The sequence below is a fragment of the Vibrio comitans genome (assembly GCA_024346835.1).
GTDB lineage: Bacteria > Pseudomonadota > Gammaproteobacteria > Enterobacterales > Vibrionaceae > Vibrio > Vibrio comitans.
The window spans coordinates 85,608-102,988 of record AP024866.1 but is presented as its reverse complement, the minus strand read 5'-3'; the positions used below and the strand labels follow the sequence as shown (position 1 = coordinate 102,988).

The window sequence follows — 17,381 nt, the reverse complement described above, 5'->3', positions numbered from 1 at the left end:
GGGTGTTGTATGGTTAAGCCTCACGGGCAATTAGTACAGGTTAGCTCAATGCCTCGCAGCACTTACACACCCTGCCTATCAACGTTCTAGTCTCGAACAACCCTTTAGGACACTTAAAGTGCCAGGGAAGACTCATCTCAGGGCTCGCTTCCCGCTTAGATGCTTTCAGCGGTTATCGATTCCGAACTTAGCTACCGGGCAATGCCATTGGCATGACAACCCGAACACCAGAGGTTCGTCCACTCCGGTCCTCTCGTACTAGGAGCAGCCCCCTTCAATCTTCCAACGCCCACGGCAGATAGGGACCGAACTGTCTCACGACGTTCTAAACCCAGCTCGCGTACCACTTTAAATGGCGAACAGCCATACCCTTGGGACCGACTTCAGCCCCAGGATGTGATGAGCCGACATCGAGGTGCCAAACACCGCCGTCGATATGAACTCTTGGGCGGTATCAGCCTGTTATCCCCGGAGTACCTTTTATCCGTTGAGCGATGGCCCTTCCATTCAGAACCACCGGATCACTATGACCTGCTTTCGCACCTGCTCGAATTGTCATTCTCGCAGTCAAGCGGGCTTATGCCATTGCACTAACCACACGATGTCCAACCGTGTTTAGCCCACCTTCGTGCTCCTCCGTTACTCTTTGGGAGGAGACCGCCCCAGTCAAACTACCCACCAGGCACTGTCCTCACCCCCGATAAGGGGGCTAAGTTAGAACATCAAACATACAAGGGTGGTATTTCAAGGATGGCTCCAACGATACTGGCGTACCGTCTTCAAAGCCTCCCACCTATCCTACACATGTAGGCTCAATGTTCAGTGCCAAGCTGTAGTAAAGGTTCACGGGGTCTTTCCGTCTAGCCGCGGGTACACTGCATCTTCACAGCGATTTCAATTTCACTGAGTCTCGGGTGGAGACAGCGTGGCCATCATTACGCCATTCGTGCAGGTCGGAACTTACCCGACAAGGAATTTCGCTACCTTAGGACCGTTATAGTTACGGCCGCCGTTTACCGGGGCTTCGATCAAGAGCTTCGACCGAAGTCTAACCCCATCAATTAACCTTCCGGCACCGGGCAGGCGTCACACCGTATACGTCATCTTACGATTTTGCACAGTGCTGTGTTTTTAATAAACAGTTGCAGCCACCTGGTATCTGCGACTCCTAGTAGCTCCATCCGCAAGGGACTTCACCGCCAAGAGCGTACCTTCTCCCGAAGTTACGGTACCATTTTGCCTAGTTCCTTCACCCGAGTTCTCTCAAGCGCCTTGGTATTCTCTACCCGACCACCTGTGTCGGTTTGGGGTACGATTTCTTATAATCTGAAGCTTAGAGGCTTTTCCTGGAAGCATGGCATCAATGACTTCACTGCACGTAGCAGCTCGACATCGTATCTCAGCGTTAAGAAAGTCCGGATTTACCTAAACCTTCCGCCTACATACTTGAACCTGGACAACCATCGCCAGGCCCACCTAGCCTTCTCCGTCCCCCCATCGCAATTATAAGAAGTACGGGAATATTAACCCGTTTCCCATCGACTACGCCTTTCGGCCTCGCCTTAGGGGTCGACTTACCCTGCCCCGATTAACGTTGGACAGGAACCCTTGGTCTTCCGGCGAGGGGGTTTTTCACCCCCTTTATCGTTACTCATGTCAGCATTCGCACTTCTGATACGTCCAGCAGCCCTTACAGACCACCTTCAACCGCTTACAGAACGCTCCCCTACCCCGCATACAAAGTATGCAGCCGCAGCTTCGGTGTATAGCTTAGCCCCGTTACATCTTCCGCGCAGGCCGACTCGACCAGTGAGCTATTACGCTTTCTTTAAATGATGGCTGCTTCTAAGCCAACATCCTGGCTGTCTGAGCCTTCCCACATCGTTTCCCACTTAGCTATACTTTGGGACCTTAGCTGGCGGTCTGGGTTGTTTCCCTCTCCACGACGGACGTTAGCACCCGCCGTGTGTCTCCCGGATAGTACTCAATGGTATTCGGAGTTTGCAAAGGGTTGGTAAGTCGGGATGACCCCCTAGCCTTAACAGTGCTCTACCCCCATTGGTATTCGTCCGAGGCGCTACCTAAATAGCTTTCGGGGAGAACCAGCTATCTCCAGGTTTGATTGGCCTTTCACCCCTAGCCACAAGTCATCCGCTAATTTTTCAACATTAGTCGGTTCGGTCCTCCAGTTGATGTTACTCAACCTTCAACCTGCCCATGGCTAGATCACCTGGTTTCGGGTCTATATCCAGAGACTGAACGCCCAGTTAAGACTCGGTTTCCCTACGGCTCCCCTAAACGGTTAACCTTGCCACTGAATATAAGTCGCTGACCCATTATACAAAAGGTACGCAGTCACGCTTCGAGGCGCTCCTACTGCTTGTACGTACACGGTTTCAGGTTCTATTTCACTCCCCTCACAGGGGTTCTTTTCGCCTTTCCCTCACGGTACTGGTTCACTATCGGTCAGTCAGTAGTATTTAGCCTTGGAGGATGGTCCCCCCATGTTCAAACAGGATATCACGTGTCCCGCCTTACTCGTTTTCACTTAAAATGCGTTGTCGGTTACGGGGCTATCACCCTATACTGCGAGACTTTCCAGACTCTTCACCTGACGCATTAAAAGCTTAAGGGCTAATCCAATTTCGCTCGCCGCTACTTTCGGAATCTCGGTTGATTTCTCTTCCTCCGGGTACTTAGATGTTTCAGTTCCCCGGGTTTGCCTCGTTATGCTATGTATTCACATAACGATACGTGCTTATGCACGTGGGTTTCCCCATTCAGAAATCCCAGACTCAAATGGTTATTACTACCTAATCTGGGCTTATCGCAAGTTATTACGTCTTTCATCGCCTCTGACTGCCAAGGCATCCACCGTGTACGCTTAGTCACTTAACCATACAACCCCAAAGGGTCTTGCTTACGCAATGCAGTTGCTACGCTGCAGTATGACGTTTCCAAGGTGCGTTATCTCTTTATTATGAGCGAGATAACATTCGATTTTGCCGGACTCAAATTTGAATGCATCCTGGCAAGGATACATTCCCAAGAACACTTGAATGTGTGTTGGTACCTAATCACTCTTTACTTAAAAAGAATCACTAGGATTTGAGAACTTTTAAATTTGATAAATAATGAAATCACATTATTTATCGTCAGCTTTCCAAATTGTTAAAGAGCAAGTTTGTTTCCTATAAAGGAAAAAACCATTTTTAAAGACACTTAATTTTCTTAATAAGAAAATGCGTTTAAAGATGGTATCCCGTAGGGGAGTCGAACCCCTGTTACCGCCGTGAAAGGGCGGTGTCCTAGGCCTCTAGACGAACGGGACATAGGCATCTCTTAACTTTCTAAACCATATCAATCTGTGTGGACACTCATCGTGAGTAATCATCGTATAAGGAGGTGATCCAGCCCCAGGTTCCCCTAGGGCTACCTTGTTACGACTTCACCCCAGTCATGAACCACAAAGTGGTGAGCGTCCTCCCGAAGGTTAAACTACCCACTTCTTTTGCAGCCCACTCCCATGGTGTGACGGGCGGTGTGTACAAGGCCCGGGAACGTATTCACCGTGACATTCTGATTCACGATTACTAGCGATTCCGACTTCATGGAGTCGAGTTGCAGACTCCAATCCGGACTACGACGCACTTTTTGGGATTCGCTCACCATCGCTGGTTGGCTGCCCTCTGTATGCGCCATTGTAGCACGTGTGTAGCCCTACTCGTAAGGGCCATGATGACTTGACGTCGTCCCCACCTTCCTCCGGTTTATCACCGGCAGTCTCCCTGGAGTTCCCACCATTACGTGCTGGCAAACAAGGATAAGGGTTGCGCTCGTTGCGGGACTTAACCCAACATTTCACAACACGAGCTGACGACAGCCATGCAGCACCTGTCTCAGAGTTCCCGAAGGCACCAAGCTATCTCTAGCGAGTTCTCTGGATGTCAAGAGTAGGTAAGGTTCTTCGCGTTGCATCGAATTAAACCACATGCTCCACCGCTTGTGCGGGCCCCCGTCAATTCATTTGAGTTTTAATCTTGCGACCGTACTCCCCAGGCGGTCTACTTAACGCGTTAGCTCCGAAAGCCACGGCTCAAGGCCACAACCTCCAAGTAGACATCGTTTACGGCGTGGACTACCAGGGTATCTAATCCTGTTTGCTCCCCACGCTTTCGCATCTGAGTGTCAGTATCTGTCCAGGGGGCCGCCTTCGCCACTGGTATTCCTTCAGATCTCTACGCATTTCACCGCTACACCTGAAATTCTACCCCCCTCTACAGTACTCTAGCCTGCCAGTTTCAAATGCGGTTCCGAGGTTGAGCCCCGGGCTTTCACATCTGACTTAACAAACCACCTGCATGCGCTTTACGCCCAGTAATTCCGATTAACGCTCGCACCCTCCGTATTACCGCGGCTGCTGGCACGGAGTTAGCCGGTGCTTCTTCTGTCGCTAACGTCAAACGATGAAGCTATTAACTTCAACGCCTTCCTCACGACTGAAAGTACTTTACAACCCGAAGGCCTTCTTCATACACGCGGCATGGCTGCATCAGGCTTGCGCCCATTGTGCAATATTCCCCACTGCTGCCTCCCGTAGGAGTCTGGACCGTGTCTCAGTTCCAGTGTGGCTGATCATCCTCTCAGACCAGCTAGGGATCGTCGCCTTGGTGAGCCATTACCTCACCAACTAGCTAATCCCACCTGGGCATATCCTGAAGCGAGAGGCCCGAAGGTCCCCCTCTTTGGTCCGTAGACGTTATGCGGTATTAGCCATCGTTTCCAATGGTTATCCCCCACATCAGGGCAATTTCCCAGGCATTACTCACCCGTCCGCCGCTCGACGCCCAACAAATCACCCGAAGGGTCAATGTTGTCGTTTCCGCTCGACTTGCATGTGTTAGGCCTGCCGCCAGCGTTCAATCTGAGCCATGATCAAACTCTTCAATTAAAGTTTTTTTGGTCTTGCGACCGGCTCAATGAATACTGACTTCAAAACTACTATGTAATTTTAAAGCTATTATCGTTCCAACAGAACGACAATGAATTGACTGTGCCAATGATTAAAAATCATTGTATTGGTCACTCAGTTCATTGATAAATCTTTTCGATTATCATCAACGAGTGCCCACACAGATTGATAGGTTTAAATTGTTAAAGAGCTTTGCTTTTCGATGATTCCTTTTGTGAGGAGCCTCTCAAAGCGGACGGCCATTCTAGCGATTTGAACCTCAGTGTCAAACACTTTTTGAATTTAATTTTCTAAGAGAAGTTAAACTCAATTTGGTTCGGCTAGTTAGCCTACTGAAACACTGCGAAGCGTTTCCGCTGTTGCCGTGTCAGTGAGGGCGCATTATAGAGAGCTGAGTCACATTGGCAAGGGCTTTTTTAAAGTTTTATTTCAAGCGTTCATAAAACAGACAAAAACGGTTTTTGCGACATATTAGACGTGATCAGAGGATAAAATTGGAAAAATTATTGTGGCGTGCGTAATATCTATGTGTCTGTTTTGTTAATGAATTTCACATCCATCAATTCACCAATATAGTGATAAGCGAATTATGAACTCAAACAAGTCTCTATTGATTGTCATCATCCTTGCAGTAGCTGGTTCAGCACTTGTATCTCTCATGCCTTTACATCCTGCTATTGCTTTCTGTTTAGGCGTAGCCGCAACTGCCCTAATCTTATGGCAGAAACCTGCTCGTACTACTTCAAACTCTAATCCCTCTTATTCTTCTTATTCTTCTTCCTCCGAATCAGCTTCGAGTGATGAGAACACCACCTTATATGTGGGCAACCTTTCCTACAAAGCGAGCGAATCTCATGTAAAGGAGCTATTTGAAGAATACGGCACTGTTTATAGCGTGCGTCTAATGAAAGACAAGCGAACGGGTAAACGTCGTGGTTTTGGTTTTGTTGAAGTAGAGAATGACGATGCTGATGCAATGATTGCATCTCTTAATGAGCATGAGTATATGCAAAGAACGATTAAGGTCCGTGTCGCCAATGAACCTAAGCACCCTACAGCGGCTGAATCTTAATCAGGGAAAAACCTAACTCAGTAAAAGAGGATTGTAGCGCTGATCTGGAATACGGCTCCGCGCTACAAAACACATCGTAGCTCAAATCACCGTTAGAATGAGTTATTGAACTCTCGTTAAGTAAAAACTCTACCCTTCTTGATATCGCATCACCTGAATCCACTAACGTCACATCATTACCTAACACCTGGCAAATTTCGTTTCTTAATAGCGGGAAGTGGGTACATCCTAATACAGCAACATCAATATTGCCTTTCAAAGGCTGTAACACTTGGTCCAATACTGCTAGGTCAACATCGACCCCTCTGAGTTTCTGCTCTGCCATATCCACCAGCTCAGTAGTACCGACCATTTTGACGTCTTTATCCTTAGCAAAGTCTTTTATTAAGTCATGGGTGTACTCTCTCGTCACCGTAGCCGGAGTAGCAATAAGACCAACACCAAGGTTTGCGCGTTGTGAAGCTGGCTTAATAGCGGGAACAACACCCACGATAGGAATAGAGAATTTCTCTCTTAGTCTAGGAAGGACGACTGTACTTGCGGTATTGCACGCGATCACGACTAAAGAAATGCTCTGAGTCTCAATAAAGTGCTGAACATACTGTTCCACTCGATCAACTAACTCATCTTGCGCTAGCTCCCCATAAGGGTATGCCTGATTATCGAATGCATAGGTAACACTCACCCAAGGAAGCCTTGCCTTTATATCTTTAAATACAGAAATGCCACCCACTCCGGAGTCAAACATTAAGATTCTTGTTTCAGGCATTGGCGCTCTTAGTCAGGTTTGGATTATTAATGGGAGGCTACTCTATCAAAATACACGACATAGTTAAGTCATCTAATATTATAACGAAGTAAAAATTACAGCACGGTTTTATGCGCAGACAACTATTATTGAATCAAATATCTAGTGCACACAATCTATACTCCGGAGGCTGATGAGTATAGAATCTGCGCCTCTTGTTTCAAGTCAGGAAAAGTGAATGGCCAACCCAAATGTAAACTCTGAGTCTTATCAGGTGCAGTTAGACGATAAAACCGCACGTCTGCAAGAGATGTTTAGCGAATATACGATGCCATCATTAGAAGTTTTCACTTCTGATGAGCAGCATTACCGAATGCGAGCAGAGTTCCGCGTTTGGCACGAAGGTGAAGACCTGTACTACGTGATGTTTAACCAACAGACACGCGAAAAATACCGTGTTGACCAATTCCCTGTTGCTAGCCGTTTGATCAATGACTTGATGCCACTATTAGTTGAAGCGGTAAAAGAACACGACGTGCTACGTCATAAACTTTTCCAAGTAGACTTCCTTTCTACACTTAGTGGTGAAATTCTAATTTCACTTCTATATCACAAGCAACTTGATGATGAGTGGCAAGAAAGAGCCAAGGCTCTTAAGCAGCGTCTCAATGATGAAGGGTTTAATTTAAATCTGATCGGTAGAGCTAGGAAGATGAAGGTCGTCCTAGATAGAGACTACGTAATTGAAAAGCTAAATGTGTTTGGTAAGACTTACACATATCAGCAAGTTGAGAATAGCTTTACTCAACCTAATGGCCGTGTTGCTGAGAAAATGCTGGAGTGGGCAGTAGACTGCACCAAGGAATCTAAGGGTGACTTGTTAGAGCTTTATTGTGGTAACGGTAATTTCTCACTAGCGTTAGCGCAAAACTTTAATCGTGTATTGGCTACTGAGTTGGCTAAGCCATCTGTAGACTCAGCCCAATACAATATTAAAGCCAACGAAATAGACAATGTTCAGATCATACGCATGTCTGCTGAAGATTTTACTGATGCGATGGAAGGTAAGCGTGAGTTCCGTCGTCTTAAACAGGCTAATGTTGATTTAAGCAGTTACGACTGCAATACCATCTTTGTTGATCCACCTCGTTCAGGTATGGATGAAGGTACCTGTCGCATGGTTCAAGGTTACGAACGTATTTTATACATTTCCTGCAACCCAGACACATTGAAAGATAATTTAGAGATTCTATCCGAAACTCACAACATTACTCGTTATGCCCTGTTTGACCAATTCCCCTATACCCATCATATGGAAATGGGAATAATGCTTGAGCGCAAAGCCTAACCAATAAAAAAGAGCGGATATCCGCTCTTTTTTTTATCTTCCTAGGTAACCTAGCTTTCTTCCTACCCAGAGTAGCAACAGCAAGGTAAAGACGATTGAAAAGAAATTTGAGCCTGCTTCTGGATATTGCGCTTTTAGAAATGCGCCATGTCCAAAGAAACCAATAAAGAAACTACCTAACCCTAGCAACGGGAAGTCCTCATCGACAGGCTTACTTAAATAGTTTTGATAAATCACTTGGACGGCTAGCACCAAGCAGATTAATGGGAAAATTGAAAAGGAATAACCTGGTACTGATAGAGAAGACAGTAAAGCACTGCCACTCATTCCACAAACCAGCGCTAACAAAAGTGACTTTTTATCTGAAGCCAACGCCTCTTTCTTATCTGTCATAGAATCCTCTTAATCATTCTTGTTTTGAAATTGATTCATAGCGTGGGCACCCAAAGAGATCATTCGTACTTGATCAACCAGTCTTTGTCTGTGTGCCGCACGTTGGTTGGGCTCAATATCTAGAAACTCCGCACCAGAGCTAAATACTAAAGTAACAATAGCTTCAGCCTGTAGCGATGCAATCTCTCTAGGCAATTGTTGCGCATTTAAATAGTCCGCTAGTTCAGCACAAAAGAACTGAATTTCTCGGGCTACTGCAGCACGGAACTCTTCCGATGTCCCCGAGCGCTCACGCAATAAGAGTCTAAAGATATCTGGGTTCGTCTCGATAAATTCAACAAACGTTTCTATTGAAGTTTGAATCACACTCCGGTCAGGCTGAATTCTTTCGCGAGCTCTGCGCATCAACTGTCGTAACAACAAACCCGCTTCATCTACCATGACGATACCCAACTGGTCCATATCATCAAAATGTCGATAAAAAGACGTTGGTGCAATACCTGCCTCTCTAGCCACTTCCCGAAGGCTCATACTAGAAAAGCTTCTGCCAGCAGATAACTGTCCAAACGCTGAGTCGATAATCGCTCTTCTGGTTTTTTGTTTTTGCTCTGCCCTAACGCCCATATTCCATTCATACTCTTTTTGACCTGCCCCAATAAAACATAACTGCTTCTCTATTTGCAAACTCTCACTACCCACAAAGTGATCTTTATTGTGAGACTGACCACTTAGCCACCACTAAATGATTTACCAATGTCAACAAAGGTTTAAAATGCCATTAACAAAACAAGGAGGTTTCAGTGAGTTCTTCATCGCATTTTGATGTAATCGTAATTGGTAGTGGCCCCGGAGGCGAAGGGGCAGCTATGGGATTGACCAAGGCTGGCTTCAATGTTGCTATTATTGAGAAAGAAAAAAGTGTCGGAGGCGGGTGTACTCATTGGGGTACTATTCCATCCAAAGCACTAAGGCACGCCGTTAGCCGCTTCATTGAATTCAATAACAACCCTCTCTTTTGTAAAAACAATCGTAGCCTAGATGCCAGTTTTGATGACATCTTAGATCATGCTAAAACCGTTATCGACAAACAAACCACACTAAGGCAAGGGTTCTACGATAGAAATCAATGCACACTGATCTTTGGCGAAGCCAAGTTTTCCGACGCTCATAGTGTGCAAGTCACTGGAGAGGATGGACGAGTTAAGCAATATACTGCTGACCGATTTGTAATTGCGACAGGTTCACGTCCTTATCATCCAACTAATGTAGACTTCAACCACCAGCGTATCTATGACAGTGACTCCATCTTGTCTCTGCATCATCAGCCAAGACACATTATTATTTATGGTGCAGGGGTTATCGGATGTGAATACGCCTCTATATTCCGTGGTCTAGGCGTCAAGACCGACCTTATCAATACTCGCGATCAACTACTCTCCTTCCTAGATAAAGAGATCTCTGATGCTCTTTCTTATCACTTTGGTAGTAATGGTGTAGTCATACGCAACGGTGAGTCATTCGCAGAGATTGAAGGCACGGATGACGGGGTTATCGTCCATCTAGAGTCTGGTAAGAAAATGCGAGCCGATTGCTTGTTGTACGCGAATGGTCGAACAGGTAATACGGATACTCTCAACTTAGATGTTACGGGCTTATCAGCCGATTCACGCGGTCAGTTGAAGATCAATAGTAACTATCAAACCGACGTTGAGCATATCTACGCGGTTGGTGATGTCATTGGGTACCCAAGCCTAGCAAGTGCCGCCTATGACCAAGGCCGCTTTGTGGCGAAGGCGATTGCCGAGGGTGAGGCAACGCAGCGACTGATTGAAGATATTCCTACCGGTATCTATACCATTCCAGAGATCAGTTCTGTCGGTAAAACAGAGCAAGAACTCACCGCCGCAAAAGTGCCGTATGAAGTGGGACGCGCTTCCTTTAAGCATTTGGCACGCGCTCAGATTTCAGGTAAAGACATTGGCAGTTTGAAGATTCTCTTCCACAGAGAAACCAAAGAAATACTGGGTATCCATTGCTTTGGTGAAAGAGCCGCTGAGATTATTCACATCGGCCAAGCCATCATGGAGCAGCCTGGGCCTGCAAATAGCATCGACTATTTTGTGAATACTACCTTCAACTACCCAACTATGGCGGAAGCCTACCGAGTTGCGGCTCTGAATGGTTTAAACCGTTTATTCTAATTGCGATTAAGCATGGGCAGTTTCTAGAAACTGCCCTTTGTTCCACAAGCGAACAAACACCCAAGCCAATGTGGCTCCACGCATAGCCATAAAGCCCAACATAGCAATCCAAAGACTGTGGTTCTCAAGATAAGCAAAGCCAAAATAAAGTGCGAAGAACACTAGCGCTGCAACAAACATGCTATTTCTCATTTCCTTACCGCGTGTTGCGCCAATGAATATGCCATCAAAGAGATAACACCACATCGATACGATAGGCATGATGGCTAGCCATGGTAAGTATTCACGGGCCGTCGCCCTGACACTATCAATATCACTAATCAAGCCAACAATAATATTGCCACCAGCACCAAACAATAAGGCAAACCCACTACAGATGATAAGCCCCCAAAAGAAGGTACCTAGAATTGAAAGGGATAGCTCCTTCTTACTTTTCGCCCCTATGGCTTTTCCTACCATCGCCTCTATGGCATAAGCGAAGCCATCCATTGCATAGGACACCATGAGTACCAAGCTCATCAATACCGCATTCGCTGCCACGATATCGTCGCCAAAATTAGCACCTTGGAAGGTCATAAATGCCAACACAGCTTGCAAGCAAAGGGAGCGCAAAAATATATCTCGGTTCAAACGAACAAAGCGCGACAAGCCAGTGAACAGTTTGTCTATACCCAGGGATAGTATCTGCTTGGAGCTCAAGGATACGGCACTACTCCAAGACTTATGGCAAAAGTAAATGCCCACTAACGCGCCAGTATAGTCAGCAATTACAGATGCGGAAGCCGCACCCGCAACACCATAATCAAGAATCACCACAAATAAGATATCCAATGCAATGTTAGTGACATTGGTGATAATGACCATCCACATTGGGGCTCTTGCGTTTTGGTTTCCTAGTAGCCAACCAAGTAGCACGAAATTGACCATCGCAGCCGGAGCGCTCCAAGCTCTAATTATGAAATATTCATTGGCGTAGAATTGAACTTGCTCACTGGCATCACTGAATCCTAAAGCTAGGTTGATAATCCCTCGGTGTAATACCAAGAAGATCAGCGCAAAGGCCAGCGCCATAAAAATGCCTTGCAGTAGTACAAGGGCTAGCTTTCGAGAATCATCTGCTCCTTTTGCCTGTGCCGATAAACCAGTTGTCGACATACGTAGAAAGCCAAACAGCCAAAACACCATGCTGATCATCGTGCTTCCTAAAGCAACACCACCCAGATACCAAGAATGCTCTAAGTGACCCACTACAGCGGCATCAACTAACCCCAAAAGAGGAACGGTGATATTAGACAAAACCATAGGTATCGCTAAAGCGAGTATTCTCTTATGCAGACTGAGATCCATCAGAGAGCGAATAACGGGGTTTTGCATGACAATCCTTGAGGTATTTTAGGCAAAAAAAAGCAGCGCTCCGATAAAGGGCGCTGCATACAGTGAATCATAATTTTTAGGGTATTGGTATTACATCCAAGTACTATTACGGATGATCCCTACCGCTATCCCTTCGATTGCAAGATGTTGCTGTGTTAGGTCAACCTTGATTGGAGAAAGCTCTTCATTCTCAGGGTGCAGTAAAACTGTAGACCCTTTGCGCTCCAACCTTTTAACGGTTACATCTTCATCGACACGAGCTACGACTACTTGTCCGTCTCTGACATCTTGAGTTTTATGTACAGCCAGAAGGTCGCCATCCATAATGCCTATGTCTTTCATACTTTCGCCATGCACACGAAGCAGAAAGTCAGCTTTAGGCTTAAACATTTGGGGATCGACCTGATAGTGCGATTCTATATGCTCTTGAGCCAAGATCGGCTCACCAGCCGCTACATTACCAATTAATGGCAAGCCATCATCGTTAGCACTGTCTTGCAGAAGTATTCGAATACCGCGCGATGCGCCAGGGATGATCTCTATGACCTGCTTTTTAGCTAGAGCTTTTAGGTGCTCTTCGGCAGCGTTCGCTGAACGAAACCCCAGTTCGCGCGCAATTTCGGCTCTTGTCGGTGGCATGCCAGTATCTTCGATTTTCGCCTTGATAAGATCGAATACCTGCTGCTGTCTTTGGGTTAAGGGTCTCATACATCACCTGTTCTTTTATACAGTTCACTGTGAGTATATACAGCATGGTTAAATAATCAACCAGTTAGCCCTAATAAGCTGAAATTTAAGTTAAAAGAACAAAGCTTCAACCCAAATGTATAGAACTAGGCCCAAAGCAACAAACACAGCAGCTGAACCGATGTCTTTTGCTCTACCGGCCAATTCATGGATCTCAGAACCAATACGATCGACTACAGCTTCAACAGCTGAGTTCATTAGCTCGGCGATCAACACGATGAATAGTGACAATATCATCAACATTCTCTGCGTTTGGCTGACATCAAGAATGCATGCAATAGGAATGAGAAAGAGAGCTAAGAAAACTTCCTGACGAAACGCGGCTTCATGTTTAAAAGCAGCTTTAAGCCCCTGAATAGAATAACCCGTTGCTTTAATAACGCGTTTGAATCCTGTATTACCTTTCATTGATCACCTATTCTTTTTATCTTGCTGTGCTTTTTCATTTATTAACCTAACATTAAAACAATTCTGGTTAAAAGGTTCGACCAGTTCTGCTATTCTTGCGACGCTTATTTTACAACCTAGTCTTGAAGAGTCTTGGACGCCAAATATAAATTGGGACAATCATAAATATGTCTTCTGGTCATACACTGACGCAAACAGCTTTACGCTTTCCTTTGAAAGTATTGGTTAAGGGTAATGTCGTACCCCCTTCCCCTATTAGCGATCTCAACATAGATATAGAGAAACCTATTGTCTATGTGTTGCCGTTCGAATCTAATGTCGACCTTCTTTCTGTTCGTCGTCGAGCTATTCAACTTGGTTTACCTGATCCACTCCAACCTCTTGAAGTTGGAGGCAAAAGCTTTAGGCGCTATGTATTTATCTCTACAGGCAAACGCGACCGAGACAACGATACTCTTGACTCACTAGGATCTCAAAGCCTGTTTACGCAACTTCTCAAATTGCATCGTGAACAGTCAGATCTTGATGTGCAACTTATCCCAACCACCGTGATGTGGGGACGCAAACCAGGAAAAGAGGGGCAAGATAAGCCTTATCTAGAAAACCTCTCTCCTTGGAATAAAATGCAAGCAGTACTCTTTTCTGGACGCGATTGTATGATTCGTTTCAGCCCGCTAGTGTCTATGCGTTACATGGCAGACTCTCGAGGCTCTGATGAAACCATAGCTCAGAAACTGGCGCGCGTAGCTCGCATTCACTTCTCTAGACAAAAATTAGCGGCATCAGGGCCGAGCTTACCAAGTAGAGATGTTCTATTTGAAAGGCTGATTAAATCTGAGGCAATCAACAAGGCCATCGCTGATGAAGCTGCGGCTAAAAATATTAGTGTAGAAAAAGCTGAGCAACACGCCCTGAAGATAATGGACGAAATTGCCGCTAAATTCTCTTACTCACTGATCAAGCAAGGTAACTTTGTCCTGACATGGCTGTGGAACAGGCTCTATCAGGGCATCAATGTCAGCAATGCTTCGACAGTGCGTAAACTGGCGCAAGATGGACACGAGATTGTTTATGTTCCGTGCCACAGAAGCCACATGGATTACTTGCTACTTTCATACATTCTTTATCATGAAGGGATGGTACCTCCGCATATCGCAGCAGGTGTAAACCTGAACTTCTTCCCAGCAGGTCCTATCTTTAGACGTGGCGGCGCTTTCTTCATTCGCCGTAGCTTTAAAGGTAACAAGCTGTACTCCACCATTTTCCGAGAGTACCTAGCTGAGCTGTTTGCCAAGGGATATTCCGTTGAGTACTTCAGTGAGGGCGGTCGCTCTCGCACAGGCCGATTACTGCAAGCCAAAACCGGCATGTTAGCGATGACAGTACAGGCAATGCTCAGAGGGTTAAACCGCCCGGTAACCTTAGTCCCAGTATATATAGGCTATGAGCATGTAATGGAGGTTTCCACCTACGCTAAGGAGCTTCGCGGTAAACGCAAAGAGAAGGAAAATGCAGGACAAGTACTGCGCACGATTAGAAAGCTACGTAACTTTGGCCAAGGCTACGTAAACTTTGGCGAGCCTATCCCATTGAATCAGTATCTTAATGAGAATGTACCTGAATGGCGTGAAAGCATCGGTGCCGCAGAAGGTACTAAGCCAACGTGGATGACTCCAACGGTCAATGCCATCGCTGAAAAGATGATGACTCATATCAATGATGCTGCCGCGGCAAACGCATTGACCTTAACGGCAACGGCTCTATTAGCCTCAAGACAAAGGGCACTAACTAAAGAGAGCTTAATCAATCAGATTAATTGCTACCTGAGTATTCTACGCAATGTGCCATACACCAGCTTCGCCACCATGCCTGATAGCAGTGCCGAAGAGCTAGTGGCACACGCTACCTCACTGGACAAATTTGTAGTCGACTCGGACAGCATGGGAGAGATCATCTCCCTAGATCGCCATCAATCGGTATTGATGACTTACTACCGTAACAACATTATTCATATGCTTGCGCTACCTTCACTACTCGCACAGCTAATCATCCAGTTACCTGACTGCACGATTACGAGATTGAAACGTAATATCGCTGTTTTGTATCCGTTCTTACAAAAAGAACTGTTCCTCTCTTACGACAGTGAGCAATTGGAAGACAAAGTTGAACAAATAGTGCAGGAGTTTCTATCTCAGCAACTGATTGAGGTAGAGGGCGACATGGTTAATCTGAATCAGACCAACATCCATACCCTGCAATTACTGTCACGCACTATCTCCGAGACACTACAGCGCTACAGTATTGCGCTTAATCTATTGGCTGCTCAACCTGAGCTCGCTCAAGCAGAATTGGAGATGAGATGTCAGGATATCGCACAGCGCCTTGGTCGCTTGCACGGTATCAATGCGCCAGAGTTCTTTGATAAGGGCGTATTCGCAGCGTTATTCAGTACCCTAAAAGAGCAAGGTTACTTGAATGCAGAGGGTGAGTGCGATATCGAGCGTACTGAGAAGTTGGCTCAAGGCCTATTAGAAATACTTTCTCCGGAAGTGAAACTCACAATCAAAGAAGGTATCGCTCAAGCGGTATAAAGACTAAAAAAATCCCGGACTATTGAACAGTCCGGGATTTTTTATAAGTAAGTAACGAACAGTCCAATCGTAATGACCATTCCAACATAGTTATTGTTGAGAAACGCTTGAAAACAAAGAGCGCGATCTCTGGATTTTATCAACCACTGTTGGTAAACAAACAGCCCACCAGCCACCAGCACTCCCCAATAGAAAGCCGCACCAAGAGCCGCATTCTCACCAACAATCAAAAGCAAAATGATGGTGATAGCTTGCAAGATCCCTACGATCAATTTATCAAAACGCCCAAATAGTATCGCCGTAGATTTAATGCCTATCTTCAGATCGTCATCTCTATCTACCATGGCGTATTGGGTATCGTAGGCGATAGTCCAAAGCATATTGATAACAAATAGCAACCAAGCCAAAGGCGCTATGTGGCCAGATTCGGCGGCCCATGCCATTGGAATCGCCCAACTAAAGGCCATTCCCAATACCAGTTGAGGTAAGTGAGTAAAGCGCTTCATGAATGGATAAAGTGCTGCTAAAGCGACCCCCACAAACGAAAGCTGAATAGTCAGCGTGTTCATGGTCAGTACCAACGCAAAAGAGATAATACTTAGAACGCCAAATAGGGCCAATGCTTCTTTTGCTGAAACTAGGCCACTAGGGATAGGACGAAACTGGGTACGCTCAACATGCCCATCCAAATCTCTATCCGCAAAATCGTTGATCACACATCCCGCTGAGCGCATCAAAAAAACGCCTAAGCAAAATACAATCAATACGGTCCACTGTGGCCTTCCCTCCGATGCCATTACCAAGGCCCACAATGTTGGCCATAAAAGCAATAGACTACCTATAGGTCGATCCATTCTCATCAACTGGTAGTAGGCTCTCATTTTAGAGACCATTAATCGAATTCCTTGTCTGAATATACTGGGGACTTGGGCAAGAACAACTCTGCAACTAGCATAGGTGCCCCGTTCATCCACAGCCTAGAGCGTCTTGCTAGTAGAGGCTTACCTTCTACCTCAATAACACCAACCTGCAAGCCATCGCGATAGGCGCCTTCGGAACTAAATACCGTTACCCCTAATGGCAACTCTCCTTGATTCTCAAAATCATGAGAATGGGATTGCAGTGAGCTCTGAGGTATTAGCGTGCGGCCATATACCCAATCTTGACGATCTCCTCTAAGAATCACTTCACGTAGCAGGCAAACTTCTTTGTTTAACACTTGGGATTCTTGATCTGAGAGCTTCTCAGGTTGTACTTTGTTGCTCGTAAATAGCTCCACACTCAAATCAGAGCAAGAGAGAGACAATCTGTGAGATAGAGAGTCTTCTTCTAACAACCAGTGCTTTGCATTGTTATCCGGGAACTGAAAGTCGCTAGGGCTTTGCCAATTGATGTTTAGCAAGGCCTGCTGAAATGTCCTTATAGGGCTAGTCATACTTACTTCGTAACTCTTTACCAACCAATGGCAGCTGTATAAATAAAATATTGGAGCAATTGTACCAATCACGGTGCCAATAAGGTAACGCG

General features: G+C 45.8%; 12 protein-coding genes, 1 tRNA gene and 2 rRNA genes. 4 read left to right on the top strand and 11 right to left on the bottom strand.

The window, feature by feature from the left end; translation table 11 throughout:
• Positions 1-9: 9 nt before the first annotated feature.
• From OCU46_RS00495 to OCU46_RS00485, 3 genes are all read right to left on the bottom strand, one after another.
• Positions 10-2,898 (bottom strand): 23S ribosomal RNA (locus tag OCU46_RS00495).
• Positions 2,899-3,255: 357 nt separating this feature from the next.
• Positions 3,256-3,331: transfer RNA gene (locus OCU46_RS00490), tRNA-Glu, on the bottom strand.
• A 67-nt stretch (positions 3,332-3,398) separates the two neighbouring features.
• Positions 3,399-4,951: ribosomal RNA gene (locus OCU46_RS00485) — 16S ribosomal RNA — on the bottom strand.
• Together the 16S and 23S rRNA genes with 1 tRNA gene alongside form the textbook arrangement of a ribosomal RNA operon.
• A 610-nt stretch (positions 4,952-5,561) precedes the next feature.
• Between OCU46_RS00485 and OCU46_RS00480 the strand changes: the two genes are divergently transcribed.
• On the top strand, positions 5,562-6,044 hold the full coding sequence (locus OCU46_RS00480) for an RNA recognition motif domain-containing protein (protein ID WP_141273636.1): 483 nt from the start codon (positions 5,562-5,564) through the stop codon (positions 6,042-6,044).
• On the opposite strand, the gene murI is transcribed toward OCU46_RS00480, so the two are convergent.
• A complete protein-coding gene (gene murI / locus OCU46_RS00475) occupies positions 6,025-6,813 on the bottom strand; it encodes a glutamate racemase (protein ID WP_141273634.1) in 789 nt (262 codons plus the stop codon). The genes OCU46_RS00480 and murI overlap by 20 nt on opposite strands.
• A 217-nt stretch (positions 6,814-7,030) precedes the next feature.
• Between murI and trmA the strand changes: the two genes are divergently transcribed.
• Entirely contained in the window at positions 7,031-8,140 is a 1,110-nt protein-coding gene (trmA, locus tag OCU46_RS00470; RefSeq protein ID WP_141273632.1) for a tRNA (uridine(54)-C5)-methyltransferase TrmA, read from the top strand.
• A gap of 33 nt (positions 8,141-8,173) precedes the next feature.
• On the opposite strand, the gene OCU46_RS00465 is transcribed toward trmA, so the two are convergent.
• Positions 8,174-8,533 carry a YijD family membrane protein gene (locus OCU46_RS00465; RefSeq protein ID WP_141273630.1) on the bottom strand — a complete coding sequence of 120 codons (360 nt, stop codon included), beginning with the start codon at positions 8,531-8,533 and terminating at the stop codon, positions 8,174-8,176.
• 9 nt (positions 8,534-8,542) lie between these two features.
• Positions 8,543-9,157, bottom strand: a complete 615-nt coding sequence (fabR, locus tag OCU46_RS00460) for an HTH-type transcriptional repressor FabR (RefSeq protein WP_141273640.1) — start codon at positions 9,155-9,157, stop codon at positions 8,543-8,545.
• A 176-nt stretch (positions 9,158-9,333) separates the two neighbouring features.
• On the opposite strand from fabR, the gene sthA reads away from it, so the two are divergent.
• The gene (sthA, locus tag OCU46_RS00455) at positions 9,334-10,734 is read left to right on the top strand and encodes a Si-specific NAD(P)(+) transhydrogenase (protein WP_141273628.1); all 1,401 of its coding nucleotides are present in this window, start codon (positions 9,334-9,336) and stop codon (positions 10,732-10,734) included.
• 6 nt (positions 10,735-10,740) lie between these two features.
• On the opposite strand, the gene dinF is transcribed toward sthA, so the two are convergent.
• From dinF to OCU46_RS00440, 3 genes are all read right to left on the bottom strand, one after another.
• Positions 10,741-12,108, bottom strand: a complete 1,368-nt coding sequence (gene dinF, locus OCU46_RS00450) for an MATE family efflux transporter DinF (RefSeq protein ID WP_141273626.1) — start codon at positions 12,106-12,108, stop codon at positions 10,741-10,743.
• Between the two features lie 90 nt (positions 12,109-12,198).
• Positions 12,199-12,816, bottom strand: coding sequence for a transcriptional repressor LexA (gene lexA, locus OCU46_RS00445; protein ID WP_141273624.1), 618 nt, complete (start codon positions 12,814-12,816; stop codon positions 12,199-12,201).
• Positions 12,817-12,906: 90 nt separating this feature from the next.
• Complete coding sequence (locus OCU46_RS00440; RefSeq protein ID WP_141273622.1) at positions 12,907-13,263, bottom strand: diacylglycerol kinase; 357 nt, start codon at positions 13,261-13,263, stop codon at positions 12,907-12,909.
• 167 nt (positions 13,264-13,430) lie between these two features.
• On the opposite strand from OCU46_RS00440, the gene plsB reads away from it, so the two are divergent.
• Complete coding sequence (plsB, locus tag OCU46_RS00435; RefSeq protein WP_141273620.1) at positions 13,431-15,854, top strand: glycerol-3-phosphate 1-O-acyltransferase PlsB; 2,424 nt, start codon at positions 13,431-13,433, stop codon at positions 15,852-15,854.
• 41 nt (positions 15,855-15,895) lie between these two features.
• Here the strand turns inward: plsB and ubiA are convergent, their stop codons facing one another.
• A complete protein-coding gene (ubiA, locus tag OCU46_RS00430; protein WP_141273618.1) occupies positions 15,896-16,747 on the bottom strand; it encodes a 4-hydroxybenzoate octaprenyltransferase in 852 nt (283 codons plus the stop codon).
• Complete coding sequence (locus tag OCU46_RS00425; RefSeq protein WP_141273616.1) at positions 16,747-17,289, bottom strand: chorismate lyase; 543 nt, start codon at positions 17,287-17,289, stop codon at positions 16,747-16,749. Before OCU46_RS00425 ends, ubiA begins: the two co-directional genes overlap by 1 nt.
• Positions 17,290-17,381 lie beyond the last annotated feature (92 nt).

Coding starts and splice junctions, on each gene's coding strand:
- OCU46_RS00465 (WP_141273630.1), bottom strand. CDS start 8,533: ATGACAGATAAGAAAGAGGCGTTGGCTTCAGATAAAAAGTCACTTTTG.
- OCU46_RS00440 (WP_141273622.1), bottom strand. CDS start 13,263: ATGAAAGGTAATACAGGATTCAAACGCGTTATTAAAGCAACGGGTTAT.
- fabR (WP_141273640.1), bottom strand. CDS start 9,157: ATGGGCGTTAGGGCAGAGCAAAAACAAAAAACCAGAAGAGCGATTATC.
- plsB (WP_141273620.1), top strand. CDS start 13,431: ATGTCTTCTGGTCATACACTGACGCAAACAGCTTTACGCTTTCCTTTG.
- trmA (WP_141273632.1), top strand. CDS start 7,031: ATGGCCAACCCAAATGTAAACTCTGAGTCTTATCAGGTGCAGTTAGAC.
- lexA (WP_141273624.1), bottom strand. CDS start 12,816: ATGAGACCCTTAACCCAAAGACAGCAGCAGGTATTCGATCTTATCAAG.
- OCU46_RS00480 (WP_141273636.1), top strand. CDS start 5,562: ATGAACTCAAACAAGTCTCTATTGATTGTCATCATCCTTGCAGTAGCT.
- murI (WP_141273634.1), bottom strand. CDS start 6,813: ATGCCTGAAACAAGAATCTTAATGTTTGACTCCGGAGTGGGTGGCATT.
- dinF (WP_141273626.1), bottom strand. CDS start 12,108: ATGCAAAACCCCGTTATTCGCTCTCTGATGGATCTCAGTCTGCATAAG.
- OCU46_RS00425 (WP_141273616.1), bottom strand. CDS start 17,289: ATGACTAGCCCTATAAGGACATTTCAGCAGGCCTTGCTAAACATCAAT.
- ubiA (WP_141273618.1), bottom strand. CDS start 16,747: ATGGTCTCTAAAATGAGAGCCTACTACCAGTTGATGAGAATGGATCGA.